This is a genomic window from Variovorax robiniae (assembly GCF_037889955.1).
Classification (GTDB): Bacteria; Pseudomonadota; Gammaproteobacteria; order Burkholderiales; family Burkholderiaceae_C; genus Variovorax; species Variovorax robiniae.
Genome location: NZ_JBBKZS010000006.1, coordinates 1 through 17,594, shown reverse-complemented (window position 1 = coordinate 17,594; position 17,594 = coordinate 1). Strand labels below are relative to the sequence as shown.

General features: G+C 67.5%; 16 protein-coding genes. 5 read left to right on the top strand and 11 right to left on the bottom strand.

What is annotated here, in order from left to right; genetic code table 11:
- Positions 1 to 8: 8 nt before the first annotated feature.
- The 8 genes from WKW79_RS15555 to WKW79_RS15520 all read right to left on the bottom strand — a co-directional run bounded on the left by WKW79_RS15555 (position 9) and on the right by WKW79_RS15520 (position 9,235).
- A complete protein-coding gene (locus WKW79_RS15555) occupies positions 9 to 1,475 on the bottom strand; it encodes an N-acyl-D-amino-acid deacylase family protein (protein ID WP_340336078.1) in 1,467 nt (488 codons plus the stop codon).
- The gene (locus WKW79_RS15550; protein WP_340336077.1) at positions 1,472 to 2,404 is read right to left on the bottom strand and encodes a MurR/RpiR family transcriptional regulator; all 933 of its coding nucleotides are present in this window, start codon (positions 2,402 to 2,404) and stop codon (positions 1,472 to 1,474) included. Before WKW79_RS15550 ends, WKW79_RS15555 begins: the two co-directional genes overlap by 4 nt.
- 5 nt (positions 2,405 to 2,409) lie before the next feature.
- Positions 2,410 to 3,708: an alanine racemase gene (locus WKW79_RS15545; protein ID WP_340336076.1), complete on the bottom strand. Its 1,299-nt coding sequence runs from the start codon at positions 3,706 to 3,708 to the stop codon at positions 2,410 to 2,412.
- Positions 3,709 to 3,713: 5 nt separating this feature from the next.
- Positions 3,714 to 4,685 (bottom strand): ABC transporter ATP-binding protein, encoded by a 972-nt coding sequence (locus WKW79_RS15540; protein ID WP_340336075.1) that lies wholly within the window; start codon positions 4,683 to 4,685, stop codon positions 3,714 to 3,716.
- 133 nt (positions 4,686 to 4,818) lie between these two features.
- Positions 4,819 to 5,859, bottom strand: a complete 1,041-nt coding sequence (locus tag WKW79_RS15535) for an ABC transporter ATP-binding protein (protein ID WP_340336074.1) — start codon at positions 5,857 to 5,859, stop codon at positions 4,819 to 4,821.
- A complete protein-coding gene (locus WKW79_RS15530; protein WP_340336412.1) occupies positions 5,859 to 6,698 on the bottom strand; it encodes an ABC transporter permease in 840 nt (279 codons plus the stop codon). Before WKW79_RS15530 ends, WKW79_RS15535 begins: the two co-directional genes overlap by 1 nt.
- An 11-nt stretch (positions 6,699 to 6,709) precedes the next feature.
- On the bottom strand, positions 6,710 to 7,657 hold the full coding sequence (locus WKW79_RS15525) for an ABC transporter permease (RefSeq protein ID WP_340336073.1): 948 nt from the start codon (positions 7,655 to 7,657) through the stop codon (positions 6,710 to 6,712).
- Positions 7,658 to 7,669: 12 nt separating this feature from the next.
- Entirely contained in the window at positions 7,670 to 9,235 is a 1,566-nt protein-coding gene (locus WKW79_RS15520) for an ABC transporter substrate-binding protein (protein ID WP_340336072.1), read from the bottom strand.
- A 149-nt stretch (positions 9,236 to 9,384) separates the two neighbouring features.
- Between WKW79_RS15520 and WKW79_RS15515 the strand changes: the two genes are divergently transcribed.
- The gene (locus tag WKW79_RS15515) at positions 9,385 to 9,777 is read left to right on the top strand and encodes a RidA family protein (RefSeq protein ID WP_340336071.1); all 393 of its coding nucleotides are present in this window, start codon (positions 9,385 to 9,387) and stop codon (positions 9,775 to 9,777) included.
- Between the two features lie 251 nt (positions 9,778 to 10,028).
- On the opposite strand, the gene lolD is transcribed toward WKW79_RS15515, so the two are convergent.
- Together lolD and WKW79_RS15505 are read right to left on the bottom strand one after the other, a co-directional pair.
- The gene (gene lolD / locus WKW79_RS15510) at positions 10,029 to 10,766 is read right to left on the bottom strand and encodes a lipoprotein-releasing ABC transporter ATP-binding protein LolD (RefSeq protein ID WP_340336070.1); all 738 of its coding nucleotides are present in this window, start codon (positions 10,764 to 10,766) and stop codon (positions 10,029 to 10,031) included.
- Positions 10,759 to 12,015: a lipoprotein-releasing ABC transporter permease subunit gene (locus WKW79_RS15505; RefSeq protein WP_340336069.1), complete on the bottom strand. Its 1,257-nt coding sequence runs from the start codon at positions 12,013 to 12,015 to the stop codon at positions 10,759 to 10,761. The genes lolD and WKW79_RS15505 overlap by 8 nt, the downstream gene beginning before the upstream one ends.
- A gap of 149 nt (positions 12,016 to 12,164) precedes the next feature.
- Here WKW79_RS15505 and WKW79_RS15500 point away from each other — a divergent pair, with 149 nt between their 5' ends.
- The 3 genes from WKW79_RS15500 to WKW79_RS15490 all read left to right on the top strand — a co-directional run bounded on the left by WKW79_RS15500 (position 12,165) and on the right by WKW79_RS15490 (position 15,409).
- Positions 12,165 to 13,127: a hypothetical protein gene (locus WKW79_RS15500; RefSeq protein ID WP_340336068.1), complete on the top strand. Its 963-nt coding sequence runs from the start codon at positions 12,165 to 12,167 to the stop codon at positions 13,125 to 13,127.
- The gene (gene recJ / locus WKW79_RS15495; RefSeq protein WP_340336067.1) at positions 13,124 to 14,836 is read left to right on the top strand and encodes a single-stranded-DNA-specific exonuclease RecJ; all 1,713 of its coding nucleotides are present in this window, start codon (positions 13,124 to 13,126) and stop codon (positions 14,834 to 14,836) included. The genes WKW79_RS15500 and recJ overlap by 4 nt, the downstream gene beginning before the upstream one ends.
- 81 nt (positions 14,837 to 14,917) lie before the next feature.
- Entirely contained in the window at positions 14,918 to 15,409 is a 492-nt protein-coding gene (locus WKW79_RS15490) for a Spy/CpxP family protein refolding chaperone (protein WP_340336066.1), read from the top strand.
- A 4-nt stretch (positions 15,410 to 15,413) separates the two neighbouring features.
- On the opposite strand, the gene WKW79_RS15485 is transcribed toward WKW79_RS15490, so the two are convergent.
- Positions 15,414 to 16,115, bottom strand: coding sequence for a hypothetical protein (locus WKW79_RS15485; RefSeq protein ID WP_340336065.1), 702 nt, complete (start codon positions 16,113 to 16,115; stop codon positions 15,414 to 15,416).
- 198 nt (positions 16,116 to 16,313) lie between these two features.
- On the opposite strand from WKW79_RS15485, the gene WKW79_RS15480 reads away from it, so the two are divergent.
- Positions 16,314 to 17,594 (top strand): type VI secretion system Vgr family protein (locus WKW79_RS15480; protein WP_340336064.1); only part of this gene is annotated, 1,281 nt, incomplete at its 3' end.

The following is a 17,594-nucleotide window of genomic DNA, read 5'->3' as shown; positions in this document are numbered from 1 at the left end:
CTCGAAAGTCAATCGGCAGCGCCGGCCCGCGTCAGCATCCGCCCCGCGCGCGCCAACACCCGCGCCTCATCGCCGCGATAGGCACACACGCCATTCACGAACACCTGCGCAATCCCTTCGCTCACCCCATGCGGCTTGTCATACGTCGCCGTATCGCGAATGGTCTGCGGATCGAACACCACCACATCGGCCATCTGCCCCACGCGCAGCAACCCGCGCTCTGCGATGCGCATGTTGCGCGCGGTCAGGCCGGTCATCTTGTGCACCGCCTGCTCCAGCGAGAACAGTCGCCGCTCGCGCCAGTAGCGCGCAAACACGCGCGGGAAGGCGCCCCACAGGCGCGGGTGCGGATGACGGTCGTGCGGCAGGCCATCGCTGCCGATCATCGTGCGCGGATGCGAGATCACGCGTTCGACGTCCTCTTCCTTCATCTGGAAGTAGCAGGCGCCGCCAGGCTTCAGGCGCAGGCAGGCCTCCTGCTGCGTGACGCCCCATTCGGCGGCGATGTCGGACAGCATTCGGCCGGTGACCTCGGGATGCGGGTCGGACCAGGTGAGCATGACGTCGATCACGCCGTCGACCAGGTCCTCGCGCAGAACGGTCGAGCCCGCCACGTAGGGGTACACGTCCATCGAGATTTCCTGGCGCCGCGCCAAGGCATCGACCAGCGGCAGCGTCTCCAGCGTGCGGTCCCAATTGGCCGGGCCGGCGCACTTGTGGTGCGAGATCACGAGCGGTACGCCGGCATTGAAGGCCGTGTCGCCGGCCTCGTGCATGGCCTCCAGGATGGCGGCCATTTCGCTGCGCAGGTGCGTGGCGTACACGCCGCCGTGGCGCGCGACGACGCGTGCCAGCGCGGTCACTTCCTCGGCGGGGGCGGGGAAGGCTTCCTCGTAGAACAGGCCGGAGGACATGCCGTGCGCGCCCTCGGCCATCGAGGCATCGAGCAGTTCGGCCATGCGCGCGGCCTCGTCGGCATTGGCCGGGCGATCGAGCGATTGCATGGCTGCGAAGCGCAGCGTGGTGTGGCCCACTAGCGCGGCCACGTTCAATGCGGGCTGGGCCTGCGTTACCGCCTCGCGGTACGAGCCCATCGACGCATGGCGGAACGAATCGATGCCCAGCAGCGTGAGCGGTGGCTTCGACTGCGGCACGGCATAGGGCGCCAGCGAGATGCCGCAATTGCCGGTCACCACCGTCGTGATGCCCTGCGAGACCTTGGGCAGGCATTCCGGGTCGCGCAGCACGATCGCGTCGTCGTGCGTGTGCACGTCGATGAAGCCCGGTGCGATGACCTTGGCGCGGCAGTCGAGCACATCGATGTCGTCGATCGACATGCCCTGCGGCAGCCGCGTGCGCAGGCCCTCGCCCATGGCGATGATGCGGTCGCCCGAAAGCAGCACGTCACCGGGCCAGGACGGGCCGCCCGAACCATCGATCACCAGCCCAGATTCCAGCAATACCGGCTTGCTCATGGTGTGGCTCCCGTGTCGTTGGCAGCGTTTTTCTCCACGCCGATGCCGCCGCCATCCCAGCTTTGCAGCGGGTGCGTGCTGGCATCGATGCCGTGGCGTTGGAAGGCTTCGCGCGCGCGTTGCAGGCGTTGCATCGCCGGGTCGCCCATGCACTGCGCGACCAGCACCGTGATGATCTCGATCACGGTGAGATGCGTGAGGTAGGCGTCGATGCCGACATGCATCACCGCATCGTCCGGCACGCTCAGGCCGAGCAGGAAATCGGCCTTGGCCGCGAGCGCGGTGCCGGGCCGCGTCAGCGCGACGACCTTGGCGCCTTGGGCGCGGGCGATCTCGACCGCATCGAGCAGCGAGGGCATGCCGCCGACATGCGAGATGGCGATGATCACGCCGCCCGGCCGCTGCGCCGCGCCGGCCACCTGTTGCAGGTGGTAGTCCGACCACGCATTGGCCGACAGGCCCAGGCGGAAGAGGCGCGCCTGCAAGTCGCTGGTCATGAACCACGAGGTGGCGCCGGCGCCGAACAGGTCGATGTGCGGCGCGGCGGCGATGGCGCACACCGCGTGGTCGAGCACGTCCATGTCGAGTTGGCCGCGCACACCCGACACGGTGGCGGCAGCGCTGCGCGAGATCTTGGCCACGACCTCGCTGGCCGCGTCCTCGATGCTCACGCGCCGGTGCAGCGGCGAGCCGCCGACGGCCAGTTCCTGCGCCAAGGCCAGCTTGAACTCGCGCAGGCCCGCGAAGCCGAGGTCGCGCACGGTGCGCATGATGGTGGGCACCGAACTGCGCGAGCGCTCGGCCAGGGTTTCGAAGCTTTCCTCGAGCACACGGTCCGGGTCTTCCAGCACCAGGTCGAGGATGGCGCGGCGCGTGGCCGGGGCGCTGCCCCGGTTTTCCGCGACGCGCTGAAGAAGGGTCAGGGTCATGCTGTTCAAAAGTGCATCAGCACCGCATCGCTGACGCGGTAGTCGTTCTCGACCACGGGCATCCAGTGCCACTTGTCGAAGGTCGTGCAGGGGTGCGAGATGCCGAAGGCGATGCGTTCGCCGACGACGGGCGCCAGCGCCGCGTCGGCATCGCTCCAGCGCAGGTAGCCGTGCTGGTCGTTCAGTGCGGTGATCTCCCAGCTTGCGGGGACGCCGGTGGGCACGGTCGCGCCGCGTGCCGCGCGCGCAAGCGGCGTGGGCATCGACAGGTCGAAAGAGATGTCACGCTTGCCCATGGCGACGATGGCCAGGTTGGACTCGTTGCAGGACTGCACCGTGGCCCAGATTTCCATCGCCGGGCGCAGGCTCTCGCCGGGCGCGCAACCGAGGCGCGCATCGAGCGGCTTCTGGAAGCGCTGGTAGGTGCCGTTGTCATGCGTGAGGTAGCAACCCGAGCGCAGCAGCCCGCGCACCGGCACGCCGAGCGTGGGCTTGAGGCGCAGCGCGACCAGGTCGTAGATGGCGGAGCCGCCGGCCGAAACCAGCACCTCGTCGGTCTCGAACAGGCCGTTGGCGACGCAATGGCGCGCGACGGCATCGACGCGGTCCATGAGGATGTTGGTGTAGTCGGTGTCGGGGCCGCTCTCGCCGGTGGCGCCCTGCCCTTCATAGGTCTCGATGCCGACCAGCTTCGCGGCCTTGCCGGCGCGCACGCGCTTGGCCAGTGCGATGGCCTGTTCATGCGTGCGAACGCCGGTGCGCCCGTTGTCGACGCCGATCTCGATCATGACTTCGAAGGGCAGGCTGTCGGGGTGGCGCGCGGACCAGGCCTCGATGAGATCGAGCTGCGCCAGCGAATCGACCAGGAACACCACGTGCAAGTCGCCATGCTCGTGCAGCATCTGCTGGATGCCGGCCAGATCCTGGTCGCTCACGACCTGGTTGGCGATCAGTCCGCGACGCGCACCGGCGGCCACCGCCACGGCCAGTTGCGTGACGGTCGCCACGGTCATGCCCCAGGCGCCCGCATCGAGCTGGCGGCGGAAGAGCTGCGGCGACATCGTCGTCTTGCCATGCGGCGCGAGGTCGATGCCCCAGCCGCGGACCTGCGTCTGCATCCATGCGACGTTGTGCTCGATCGCCTCGCGCTTGAGCACCGCGAGCGGCAGCGGCAGGTCGCCGGCCAACACGTTCCATCCCGCCTTGGCCACCTCGCTGCGGCGCATCGGCGCCAGCGTGCGGGGGAAGCCCTTGAAGCTGTTGTCCAGCAAGGGGTCGGTCAGCGTGTCGAGGAGATTCGTCATAGGTTTCAAACTGGAGTCAGCAGGTCCTTGCGGATGCAGGCAGAAAAATGGCCGGTCGACAGTTCCTCGAGCGGCGGCACGGTCTTCGAACAGGCGTCGATCGCATGCGGGCAACGGGTGCGGAACACGCAACCGGAGGGCGGTGCGATCGGGCTGGGGATGTCGCCCTTCAATGCGATGGCCTCGTTGACTTGCAGCGGGTCCGGCTTCGGGCTCGCTGCCAGCAGCGCCTGAGTGTACGGATGCAGCGGGCGCTCGAACAGTTCTGCCGTGGTCGCCACTTCCATCACCTTGCCGAGGTACAGCACCACGACGCGGTCGCAGAGGTACTCGACCACGTCGAGGTCGTGCGAGATGAACAGCATCGTCAGCGACAGGCGCTCGCGCAGGTCGGCCAGCAGGTTGATGACCTGGGCCTGGATCGACACGTCGAGTGCGGACAGTGGCTCGTCGGCGACGATGAATTCGGGCTCGACCGCGAGGGCGCGTGCGACGCCGATGCGCTGGCGCTGGCCGCCGGAGAACTCGTGCGGGAAGCGGCTGGCATGCTCGGGGCGCAGGCCGACCGTTTCGAGCAGTTCGGCGATGCGCTTTTCGCGTTCGCCCGGACCCTTGCACAGGCCGTGCGTGGACAGTGCTTCGTGCAGGATGGCGCTGATGCGCATCTTCGGATTCAGGCTCGCATACGGGTCCTGGAAGATGATCTGCAGCTTGCTGCGCAGCTTGCGCATCTGCTCGCCGGACGCCTTGCCGAGGTCTTCGCCGCGGTACATCACCGCGCCGTCGGTGCGCTCGAGCAGGCGCAGCACGGTGCGGCCGATGGTGCTCTTGCCCGAGCCCGATTCGCCGACCAGGCCCAGCGTCTCGCCCTTGCGGATGGAGAAGGACACATCGTCCACCGCGCGCACGGGGCGGGTGCCGGAGCCGAAGTACTTCTTGAGGTTGCGGACCTCGATGAGGGGGGTTGCGGTGGTCATCGTGCGGGTCTTGTTTTGGCCCCTTCTCCCGCGAGCGGGAGAAGGCGGGGGATGAGGGTCTCGGCGAGGGGAAGCACCCTCACCCCGGCCCTCTCCCGCAAGCGGGAGAGGGAGGAAGAAAGCGGCGTGCGGGTCATGCGGCTTGCTTCAGGGCGAGGTTCTCGCCCACGCGAATGCAACGCGCCTGGCGGCCTGGCAGGTTGGTCAGCAAGGGCGGCATGGCCTTCTGGCAATCGGCGATGGCCCGGTCGCAACGCGGCTCGAAGGCGCAGCCGGGTGGCGGTGCCAAGGGGCTCGACACCTGGCCGCGAATCGCGAACAGGCGCTTGGGCTTCGGCTGCCCCGGCGTGTGCGCCGCCTTGCCCGGCAGGCAGGCGAGCAGGCCCTGCGTGTAGGGATGCTCCGGCTGCGCGAACATCGGCCGCACGGGCGCGCTCTCGACCACGCGTCCCGCATACATCACGACCACGTCGTCGGCATGGTGCGCGACCACGCCGAGGTTGTGCGTGATGAACAGGATGCTCATGCCGGTCTCGCGTTGCAGGCGGCGCATCAGCAACAGGATCTGCGCCTGGATCGTGACGTCGAGCGCGGTGGTCGGCTCGTCGGCGATCAAGAGCGTCGGGTCGCAGGCCATGGCCAGCGCGATCATCACGCGCTGCCGCATGCCGCCCGAGAGCTGGTGCGGATACTCGTGGATGCGTTGCGCGGCGGCCGGGATCTCGACCAGTTCCAGCATGCGCAGCGCCTGCGCCATCGCGGCCTTGTGGTCGACGCCCTTGTGAAGGCGCACGCTTTCGGCGATCTGCTCGCCGATGCGGAAGACCGGATTCAGGCTGGTCATCGGCTCCTGGAAGATCATCGACAGCTCGTTGCCGCGCAGCCGCCGCATGTCCTGCGTGCCGAGCGACAACAGGTCGACGGTGCTGCCGTTGCGCGTGACGAAGGCCGTCTTGCCGCTCACCTGCGCATTGGCCGTCTTCGGCAACAGGCCCATCAGCGTGAGGCTGGTGACCGACTTGCCCGAGCCCGACTCGCCCACCAGTGCGGTGGTCTTGCCCGGCATGATCGAGAAGCTGACGTCGGCGACGGAGCGGACGAGGCCGTCTTCGGTGGGGAAGGCGGTGCTGAGGTTGCTGACGCTGAGTCGCGGTGCTTGAATTTGCGTCGTCATCACGCAGCCTTCTTCAGTTTGGGGTCCAACAGGTCACGCACGCCATCACCCAACAGTTGCAAGGAAAGCGCCGTCAGGATGATCGCCAGCCCTGGGAACAGCACGACCCAGAAAGCCTTGTCCGCATACTGCTGGCTGCCCGCGACCATGGTGCCCCAGGTCGGGATCTCGGGCGGCACGCCAACACCGAGGAAGGACAGGCCCGCCTCGGCCAGGATCGCGTAGGCGAAGATGAAGGACACCTGCACCAGGATCGGCGACATCAGGTTGGGCAGGATGTGACGCCACAGGATGCGCGAGGTGCGCACGCCGAGCGCCCGCACCGCCTCGACGAACAGCAGCTCGCGCACCACCAGCGTCGAGGCGCGCACCACCCGTGCCACGCGCGGCGTGTAGACCAGCACCAGCGCCAGCACCACGTTGCCGAGCGAGGCGCCGAGGATGGCCACGAGCGCGATGGCCAGCAGGATGTCGGGGAAGGACATCATCGCGTCGACCACGCGCATCAGCGGTGCATCGAGCTTGCGGAAGAAGCCGGCGACCAGGCCGAGGATCGTGCCGAAGACGACCGCGCCGAGCGCGGTGAGCGCCGCGATGCTCAGCGAATAGCGTGCACCGTGGACGATGCGCGCATACATGTCGCGACCCAGTTCGTCGGTTCCGAGCAGATGCTCTGCGCTCGGTCCCTTGAGACGTTCCAGGACGGCCGTGTCGTTCGGGTCGGCCGATGCAAAGATCGGCGCGCCGATGGCGAGCACCGCGATGATCAGCAGCACGATGGCCGAGACCATCACGATGCGACGGTGCAGCAGCTGGCGCACCATGCGGGGAAGCTTGATCGTCATGATGGTCAGACTTTCACGCGCGGATCGACCACGGCATAGAGCAGGTCGATCGAGAAGTTGATGAGCACGTAGATGCCCGCGATCACCAGCAGCGCGCCCTGGATCACCGGGTAGTCGCGGCGCAGCACCGCATTCACCACGAGGCTGCCGACACCCGGCAGGCCGAACACGGTCTCGGTCACCACGGCGCCGCCGATCATCAGCGCGACCGTGAGGCCCAGCACCGTGACGATCGGCACCAGCGCATTGCGCAAGGCATGCTTGAGCACGACGGCCCTTTCCGACAGGCCCTTGGACCGCGCCGTCCGCACATAGTCCTCACCCAGCACGTCCAGCATCGAGGCCCGCGTGAAGCGAATGATCAGCGCCGAGTTCAGGATGCCCAGCACCGTGGCCGGCAGGATCAGCGCATGGATGCGCTCGGCAAAAGGCGCATCCGGCGCGCCGTAGCCCGACACCGGGAACCACCCCAGCGACACCGCGAAGATCTGGATCAACACGATGCCGAACCAGAAGCTCGGGATGCTCGCGCCCAGCATCGCGATGCCGGTGAAGAACTGGTCGACCGCCTTGCCGCGGAACACCGCGGAGATGATCCCGCACGGCAGCCCGATGAGCGCCGCGATGGCCACCGCCATCAGCGACAGCAAGGTGGTCGGCTCGGCACGCTCGGCGAGCGCCTGCGTCACGGGCCGTTGCAGGAAGATCGACTGGCCGAGGTTGCCCTGGAGCACCTCGCGGATCCAGTAGCCGAACTGCACGGGCAAGGGCTTGTCGAGCCCGTACTCCTGCTGCACGCGGGCGATGTCGGCCGCGGTGGCCTGGTCGCCCAGCAGCACCGACACCGGGTCGCCCGAGGCGGCACGCGTCAGCACGAAGACGAGCACCGCCACGATGGCGAGCACGACGGCCATGCCGGCGGCGCGCGAAGCGATGAAGCGAAGTGCGTTCATTTCTTTACGCGTTTACTTGATCTTCGCGTTCCAGAAGAACGGCCAGGTCGCAGGCTGGTAGTTGTCCAGCGCGGGGCTCTTGGCGGAGAGGCCATTGAACTTGCCGACGTTGATGTACGGCACTTCGGTGTAGACCACTTCCTGCACCTTGCCCCACAGCGCGCCGCGCTTGACCGGATCGCTCTGCGTGTTGAAGGCGTTGAGCGCCGCCTTCTTGGCCGGGGTGTCCCACCAGCCCGGTGCACCGTCACCCAGTTGCGGCGGCGACAGCATCGGCTCCGGGAACTGGCCCGAATGCGTCACATAGATGTCCCACAGCTTGGAGTCGTTGCGGCGCTGCACCAGCGTGGCCCAGTCGACCACGTTCATCTCGACCTTGAAGCCGGCGCGCTTCAACTGCTCCTGCATCAGCAGCGCCATGTTGTAGTGGAAGTCGTACTGGCGGCTGGTGAGGATGCGGATCGGCTCGCCCTTGTAGCCGGCCTTGGCAGCGGCTTCCTTGGCCTTCGGTGCGTTCTTCTGGTTGTACTGGTCGGCACCCGCCGTCGAGAAGAAAGGCGAGCCCTTCGGGAAGTGGTTCGGCTCGACGACGAAGAAGCGCGTGTCGCCAAAGCCCGCGGCCAGCATCTCGCCTTCGCCCAGCGCGGTCTGGATCGCCTGGCGCACGGCCTGGTTGGCGGCCACGCCTTCCTTGGTGTTGAGCACGAGGTACGGGAAGCCGAAGGACGGCGTCATGATCGGCACGGTCTTGCCGGCGGCCTTCTCCAGGCGCGGCAGCGCTTCCACCGGCAGCAGGTCGGCGAAGTCGTACTGGCCGGCCAGCGAGCCTTCGACGCGCGTGCTGGCATTGGGCACCGGCACGAAGCGCAGTTCCTCGATGAGCGCCTCGCGCTTGCCGCCGTAGCCGCTGGCGGGCTCCTTGCGCGGGCTGTACTTGTCGAAGCGCGACAGCAGCACGAACTGGTCCGGCTTGCGCTCCTTGAACTTGTAGGGGCCGGTGCCGACGAAGTCCTTCAGCGGCGTGGCGATCGAGTCCTTGGCCATGATCGCGGCCATGCCGCTGGGGAGTGCAAGCTGCGACACCAGCGGGGCATAGGGTTCCTTCAACACGATCTCGACGCCTTGCGGGCCCTTGGCCTTGATGCTGTCGATTTCCTTGCTCACGGCCTTGCCGCGCGGCGACTGTTCCATCCAGCGTTGCAGGCTGGCCACCACGTCGTCGGCGTTGAGTTCACGGCCGTTGTGCAGCATCACGCCCTTGCGCAGGGTGATCGAGTAGCTCTTGCCGTCGGCCGAGACCTTGGGCAGCGACTCGGCCAGCATCGCCACCACGTTCCACTTCGCATCGAAGGTGTAGAGCGTTTCGTAGACGTGCTGCATGATGGTGCCCACCAGGTCGGCGGTCGATGCCATCGGGTCGAGCGTCTGGGGCTCGGCCACCATCGCCAGCGTGGCAAAGTTCCGCGGCGCCTGGGCTTGCGCGGGCACGGCCACGCAGAGCGCGGCAAGCAGGGACGCACCGAGGAAGGCACGTTTGGTGGGCGCGTGCACTGCACGCAGAAAGCTGACATCGAGCATCGGGAACTCCTTGGTGGGGGTGCTTGTTCTGAAAAAAACTTTCACGACACGGACTTTGAAGCATCATTCAGCCCGAAACATGCGGATTTACGCTATGTCACCCTTGAAATCGTGAAATATACTTTCAATTCCATCAACCGGAGACTTCCATGCCCCTCGAATTCCTCGGCGGTTCGCCCACCGCCTCCGACCGCCAGGTCCGCCCCCTGTCCCCCGCCGTGCGCGCAGGCGATTTCATATATGTGTCGGGCCAGGTGCCCGTGAATGCCGATGGCGAGATCGTGGTCGGCGGCATCGAGGCGCAGACGCACCAGGTGATGGAGAACCTGAAGGCCGCCCTCGCGCTCGGCGGCGCCACGCTCGACGACGTCTGCAAGACCACCTGCTGGCTGCACGACGCGCGCGACTTCGGCGCGTTCAACCGGGTCTACATGAGCTACTTCAAGGGCGAAGGCCGGCCGGCGCGCTCGACGACCGAGGCGCGGCTGATGGTGGATGCGAAGGTCGAGATCGATTGCATCGCGTACAAGCCGAAGGGCTGAGAAGGTACGAATCTTTCTACTGCGGCCACCGATCTCGGGCCTGCGCTGCTCGCCGCACGGGAGTGCGGCTGCGCTGCTCAACCCGACCTCGGCGCCCTCGCTACGAAATCTTCGCGCCTTCTCTCGTCGCCTCGTTGCGGTATCGCTGAAAGGTCAGCTTGTCTGCGGCGCCGGGCGTTGGGTTCGAGGCCCCGCCCGCCGACATCCAGTTGAACGCGGCGGAGTTCGGCGAATAGTCGGCGAAGGCAAGCCTACGCCAGCCGCCCCTGCACCAGTCGAAGCACCCGATCGCAGCGCTTCGCCAGCGACTCGTCGTGCGTCACCATCACGAACGCCGTCTGGTGCCGATGCGCGAGATCGAGCATCAACGCGAACACGCCATCGGCGGTGCCGCGGTCCAGGTTGCCGGTCGGCTCGTCGGCGAGGACGCAGTCGGGCTGCGTGACCAACGCGCGTGCAATCGCCACGCGCTGGCGCTCGCCGCCTGACAGTTCCGCCGGGCGATGTTGCACACGCTCGGACAGGCCCACCGCCGCCAGCATCTTCGACGCCGCATCGTGCGCCGCGGCCGGGTCCATGCGACGGATCCGCAGTGGCATCGCCACGTTGTCCAGCGCGCTGAACTCGGGCAGCAAATGGTGGAACTGGTAGACGAAGCCAAGGTGCATGTTGCGCAAGCGCCCTTGCTCAGCCGCATCGACCTTCGCGATGTCCTTGCCATGCAGTTCGACGCTGCCGCTGGTCGGCGCATCGAGCCCGCCCATCAGGTGAAGCAAGGTACTTTTGCCCGAGCCCGAGGCGCCGACGATGGCCAGCGTTTCCCCGGCACGCACGTCCAGGTCCACGCCATGCAGCACGGTCAGGTCGATGCGGCCTTCGTGGAAGCGCTTGGTCAGGCTGCGGGTCTGCAAGACCACGCGTTCGGTGTCGGACGCGGACACCAAGGCGCCGGCGCTGCCGAGCGTGGTGGCGCTCACGTTCTTATTCATAACGCAGCGCCTCCGCCGGATTCACGCGGCTCGCGCGCCAGCTCGGATACAGCGTCGCGGCAAAGGCCAGGATCAGCGAAATGATCGTGATCGGCAGGATGTCGCTGCGCTGCGGGTCGCTCGGCATCTTGCTGATGAGGTAGATGTCCTTGGGCAGGAAGCTGGCATGAAACAATTGCTCCAGCCACGGCACGATCACGTCGATGTTGTAGGCAATCCCCAGGCCCAGCAGCAGGCCGCCGAGCGTGCCCATCACCCCCACCATCGCGCCCTGCACCACGAAGATGCCCATGATGCTCTTCGGGCTGGAGCCCAACGTGCGCAGGATGGCGATGTCGGCGCGCTTGTCGGTCACTGTCATGACCAGCGTCGACACCAGGTTGAAGGCCGCCACCGCGACGATCAGCGTGAGGATGACGAACATCATCCGCTTCTCGACCTGCACCGCCGCGAACCACGTCTTGTTCTGCCGCGTCCAGTCGCGCACAAGGAACTGGCCGGGCAGCGTGGCGGCAAATTCATCGGCCACCTCGCGCGCCTGGTTAAGGTCCTTGAGCTTGATGCGGATGCCGCTCGGGCCGTCGAGCCGGAACACGCGCTGCGCATCCTGCTCGTGGATCATGGCCAGCGCCGAGTCGTACTCGTAGTGGCCGGAATCGAAGGTGCCGACCACGGTGAACTGCTTCAGCCGCGGCACCACGCCGGCCGGCGTCACCTGCCCGCCCGGCGCCACCAGCGTGACCTGGTCGCCCTCGCGCACGAAGAGCGAACGTGCCAGTTCGCCGCCGAGCACGATGCCGAATTCACCCGGCACCAGCTTGTCGAGCACGCCCTGCTGCGCGGTGGTCGCGAAGTCCGTGACCTGCGGCTCCAGCTTGGGTTCGATGCCGCGCACCAGCGTGCCCTTCATGTCCTCGCCGCGCGCGATCAGCGCCTGCGTGGCGATGAAGGGGGCGACGCCGATCACCTCGGGGTTCTTGCGCGCGGCCGCCATGATCTGGTCGATGCCTTGCAGGCCCTGGCCGTCGCGCGACAGGATCTCGATGTGCGACACCACGCCGAGCATGCGGTCACGCACCTCCTTCTGGAAGCCGTTCATCACCGACAGCACGATGATCAGCGCCGCCACGCCCAGCCCGATGCCGAGCATCGACACGCCGGAGATGAAATTGATGAAGCCGTTGCGCCGCGTCGCCCGGCCGGCACGCGTGTAGCGCCAGCCGAGTTGCAGTTCGTAGGGAAGACTCATATAGGGTGTGTTGCGCCGGGCGTTTCACGCAATGCCAGGCGGGGTGTAGATGATCGCGTGAATTGTGGCATCCCGAATGAAAGGCCCTTGTCGTCCAGCGCCCCGCGGACGCTCCGGGATGGGCTTCATTTCAGCGGGACAATGTGGGCATGGCCGAACCCACCCATTTGTTGATTCCCTTCGCCGGTCGCGGTTCCCCCGCCTGCTGTGCCGTATTGCCCGGCCTTCGCCTGCCCAAACTGGAAGCCTTGCTTGCGCGGCTGGCACCGGCCGGCACCGATGCCCAGGACGACAGCACCTTCTCGCCCCCGCACGAACGCGCCCTGGCCGCCGCGCTGGGCCTCCAGGCCGCCGATGGCTGCATCCCCTGGGCCGCCCGCGACGCGCGCCGGCTCGGCCTGCCGGGCAGCGAAGCCGATGCCGCCTGGGGCTGGATCGACCTGTGCAACTGGCAGGTCGACGTCAGCGACGTGGTGCTCGGCGATCCTGCTCACACGCAACTCGAAGCAGACGAGTCGCTGGCCCTGCTCGATGCGGCTCGTCCGCTGTTCGAGGAAGACGGCATCCGCCTGCATGCGACGCCGGAGAAGCCCGGTCGATGGCTCGCTTCCGGCGACCTGTTCCGCGCCTTGCCAAGCGCCTCGCTCGACCGCGCGATCGGCCATTCGATCTCGCAGTGGTCGCACATCACCGATGCGGGACGCCCGCTGCGCCGCCTGCAGAACGAGGTGCAGATGCTGCTGTACACCGAGCGGGTCAACGACCAGCGCACGGCGAAGGGCCTGCCGCCGATCAATTCCTTCTGGCTGAGCGGCACTGGCGCGATGCCGGCACAGGCGCAACCGGCCGGCGCAGGACCGGTCGTCGTCGATGCCTTGCGCGATGCGGCATTGCGTGACGACGGCGATGCCTGGGCTGCGGCCTGGCACGCCGTCGACGCCGGGCCGGTCGCCGAATTGCTGGCCACTTGCGAAGGCGGCGCCGACGTGGCCCTCACGCTGTGCGGCGACCTGGCCGCGCAGCGCTTCTCTGTGCAGCAACGCGGTTTCTCCGGCTGGGTCAAGCGCACGTTCAGCCGTCCGCGCGCGGCCCCGGTGCTGGAGGCGCTATGAGGATCGTCGCCAGGGAGATCCCCCCGCGCAGTGTCTGGGCGCTGGAGAAGGCCGGCGTGCATCCGTTGCTCGCGCGGCTCTATGCGGCGCGTGGCGTGCTCGGCAAGGACGAACTCGACGATGGCCTCGCCCGGCTCTTGTCACCCGCCACGCTGCGCGGCACGCAAGAGGCCGCCGTGCTGCTGGCCGACGCCATCCGCGACAACAAGCGCCTGTGCATCGTGGCCGACTACGACTGCGACGGCGCGACCGCCTGCGCCGTGGCCGTGCGCGGCCTCAAGCTGCTCGGCGCTGCTCATGTGAGCTATCTCGTGCCCGACCGCGTGGTCGACGGCTACGGCCTGACGCCGCCGATCGCGGAGCGCGTGGCGGACACCGGTGCCGACATGCTGATCACGGTCGACAACGGCATCGCCAGTGTCGAAGGCGTGGTGGCGGCCAAGGCGCGCGGCCTGGCCGTGCTCGTCACCGACCATCACCTGCCCGGTTCCGAACTGCCCGCGGCCGACGTGCTGGTGAATCCCAACCAGCCCGGCTGCGGCTTCGAGAGCAAGAGCATCGCGGGTGTGGGCGTGATGTTCTATGTGCTGCTCGCACTGCGGGCCGAGTTGCGGGCGCGCGGCGTGTTCGATGCGGCCAGCCAGCCGAAGCTCGACGTCCTGCTGCCCCTGGTGGCATTGGGCACCGTCGCCGACGTCGTCCGGCTCGATGCCAACAACCGCCGCCTTGTCGCGCAAGGCCTGCGCCGCATCCGCACCGGCCAGATGCCGGCGGGACTGGCCGCGCTGTTCAAGGCCGCCGGCCGGGCCTCCGCCGTGGCCACGACCTTCGACTTCGGCTTTGCGCTCGGCCCGCGCATCAACGCGGCCGGCCGGCTGGCCGACATGACGCTGGGCATCGAATGCCTGCTCACCGACGACGCCGGCCGCGCCGACGCGCTGGCCCGCACGCTCGACGGCATCAATCGGCAGCGGCGCGACATCGAAGGCGACATGCGCGATCAGGCGCTGCGCCTGGCCGAGTCGCTGATCGACGCGGGCGCCCTGCCGCCGCCGGCCATCAGCGTCTTCGATGCCAAGTTCCATGAAGGCGTGGTCGGCATCGTGGCCTCGCGCCTCAAGGACCGCTTTCATCGGCCGACTTTCGTCTTCGCGGCCAGCGCCGCCGATGGCAAGTCCCATGAACTCAAGGGCTCGGGCCGCTCGATTCCGGGCTTTCACCTGCGCGACGCGCTGGACCTCGTGGCCAAGCGGCATCCGGGCGTGCTGCTGCGCTTCGGCGGCCATGCGATGGCGGCGGGTTGCACCATTGCCGAGGAGCACTTTCACACCTTCGAGCAGGGCATGGCGCAGGTGGCACGCGAGTGGCTCGCCGCCGCAGCGCTGACGCGACAGATCGAGACGGATGGTCCGCTGTCGCGCGAGTACATGCGTGTGGACATGGTCGACACGCTGCATCGCGAGGTCTGGGGGCAAGGCTTCGCGCCCCCGACCTTCAGCGAAGAGGTGGAGGTGATCTCCCAGCGCCTTGTCGGCGAGAAGCACCTGGCGCTGAAGCTGCGCCACCAGGGCCAGCCGGTCGACGGCATGTGGTTCAGCCATACCGAGCCGCTGCCGTCGCGGGTGAAGCTGGCATTCCGGCTGGACGCGGACGAGTGGCAGGGCGTGCGGCGCGTGCGCTTCCTGGTCGAGGGCGCCGAGGTCGACTGACCTGCTGCGCCCAGAGGCTTTACCGCGCCTTTACCGCTGCGAAACCGGCGCGATCATTCGGCGCAATCCAATCGCCGGACGATGAAGAATCTCCAGAAATCGATCACCGTCGCGCTCCTGCTGGCGGCCCTCGGCGGCCAGGTGTTGGCGCAGTATGGCGGCATGGGCGGTGGCGGCATGGGCGGCGGGCGTCGCGGCCACGGTGGCGATTCGACCACCGGCACCTCGCGCACCGGCGACGCACCACCCGGCCCGCAAGCCCGCGCGAGCCAGGTCAATGACAAGCTCTACGACCTGCGCTCGCGCATGCAACTCACGCCGGAACAGGGCAAGCTCTGGGACGCGATGTCGGACCAGCTCTGGGACATGACAGTTCACTCGGGCACGGCGCGCGCACCGGCCGACGACGACACACCATCCGCGTTGCTGGTCGTGCAACGACACACCGCCGACGCACAGGACCGCGCCACGCGCATGCAGAAGCTGGGCGAGACGATCGGCAAACTGTATGCAGCCCTGACGCCGGAACAGCAACGCATGGCCGACCAGTCCCTGCCGGCCCTCATCCCATGAGCCATCAAGGCCGCTTGAATTCGTAGTTCAAGCCGACGAAGAACGAGTGCACTGCATCTGACCCGTTGCCGATGCGCGCCGCCGTCACATCCACGCTGACCAGCGGCGTGAAGCTGTAGCGCACGCCGCCGCGCGTGGTCCACAGGTTGAAGGCGCGGTTGTGCTCGGCGATCACGGACCAGGTGGGGTTGAACGCGTACTCGATCTGCGCACCGCCGCGCCCGGTTCGCTTGCCGGTGAAGGGCGCCCAGTCGACGCCCAGGTTGAAGTGAAGGAACAAGGGCTCCGTCACATGCCATGTCACGGGCAACAAGATCTGGCCGCCGGTGCGTGAGCCGTGTGTCACGTCAAAGACCAGGTTGCCTTCGATCGCGGCGGCCAGCGGCGCGTCGGCGGCCTGTCCGTAGAAGGTCCACTTGACCTGCGGACCCGCGAAGACCTGGGTCCGCTCCCCGGAGAGTGAGAACCGGTCCAGGTTCAACCCCAGTTCGACCGGGCCGACCCGGCAGGCCGGTCCCAGGTGCTGGCCATTGAGCGCTGGCTTGGTGTCGGTGTGGCTGGCCCAGACCTCCACCAGGCATTGGCCGGGGTCCAGCGTGCCGGCATCGTCCACGTCGAAGTGGCCGCCGGCATGGGCGTGGCTGGCCAGCCACAGGCTGGCGCCGAAAAGTAGTCCGCCTCGAATCATCGTGCGCTTGTTGTTCATCGTCGCCTCCGCCCTTTTTTGATTCATTCTAGGGACGGCAAATGGCAGGTCGATGAACGGCGTAGTCCTGCGGTCCCTTCCATCAAAGCGTTGGCCTTTCCTCAGACGAGCTCGGAGCCTCAAGCTGGCGGACAGAATAATGAGAACTTTTTGGTTATGATTGCCGCTCCAAAAAAGATTCACAGGGAGTGATTTCACATGGCCACCAGCGCCCGGACGCTGCGCGCGCTCATCCAGGACCGCCAGCACGCCCGCCTCCTGCGCCTGTCCTTCCCCCAGGGTGGTGAGCCCGCCAACGCCGAACTGGTCGTCAACAGGCTGCACGCCCGCGAAGGCCTCTCCCGCGACTTCGAGTTCACCGTCGAACTCCTCAGCGACAACGCCGATCTCCCCCTGAAGGACCTGCAGGGCAGGATGCTGTGCATCTCCCTGGTGCGCCCCGACGGCAGCCTGCGCCACTTCACCGGCATCGTCTTCGCCTTCCGGTTCGTGCGCACCGACGGCAACCTGGCCTTCTACGAAGCCGAACTCGGCCCCTGGCTGCGCTACCTGCGCCTGCGCACCAACAACCGCCTGTTCCACCGCAAGACCCTCCAGGAGCAGACCCGGCTCATCTTCACCGACTACGGCGTCCTGCCCCAATGGAAATGGGTCGTGCGCGGCGAAGACGCCCCCATCACCATGGCCACCCAGGGCGGGGGCACCGGCGAGAGCGACCACAACTACCTACACCGCCGCTGGGAGGCCGCGGGCTACAGCTACCGCTGGGAACACGACCACGAGGGCCACACCCTCGTCCTGAGCGACGACAGCACCCTGTTCCCGCCCATCGATGGTCTCTCGCCCGAGATCCGCTACCAGAGCGAAGGCGGCGCCGAGGAGGAAGACGCCATCCACCAGTGGAGCCCGGTGCGCGACCTCGTCTCCGCCCGCACCGCCGTCACCGCCTTCGACTTCAAGAACCCCCGACCCCAGCACCAGGCCACCCACAGCGGCAACCAGCAAGGCGACGTCCTCCCCCTGGAAGTCCACGAATACGGCGGCCACCGCCACTTCAAGACCAGCGACCAGGGGCAGGCACTCGCCACCCGCCGCATGGAAGAGATCGAAGCCGTCGCCAAACACTTCGATGCCCAGGGCAACAACCGCTTCACCCTGCCCGGACGGTGGTTCCGCCTCACCGACCACTTCGGCCGCATCGAGGGCAAGAGCGCGGACAGCGAATTCCTCATCCTGGCCCTCGAACACACCGCCAGCAACAACTACCTCCAGGCCGAAGGCGAACTCGCCGAATACAAGTCCACCTTCAGCTGCAGCCGCCGCTTCATCCCCTGGCGCCCGGGGCGGGGCTTGCACAGCCACGAGCAGCGCGTCATGGCCCCCCAGACCGCCACCGTCGTCGGCGCCGCCCCCGAAGGCGCCCTGCACACCGACGAATACGGCCGCATCCGGGTGCAATTCCATTGGGACCGCGAAGGC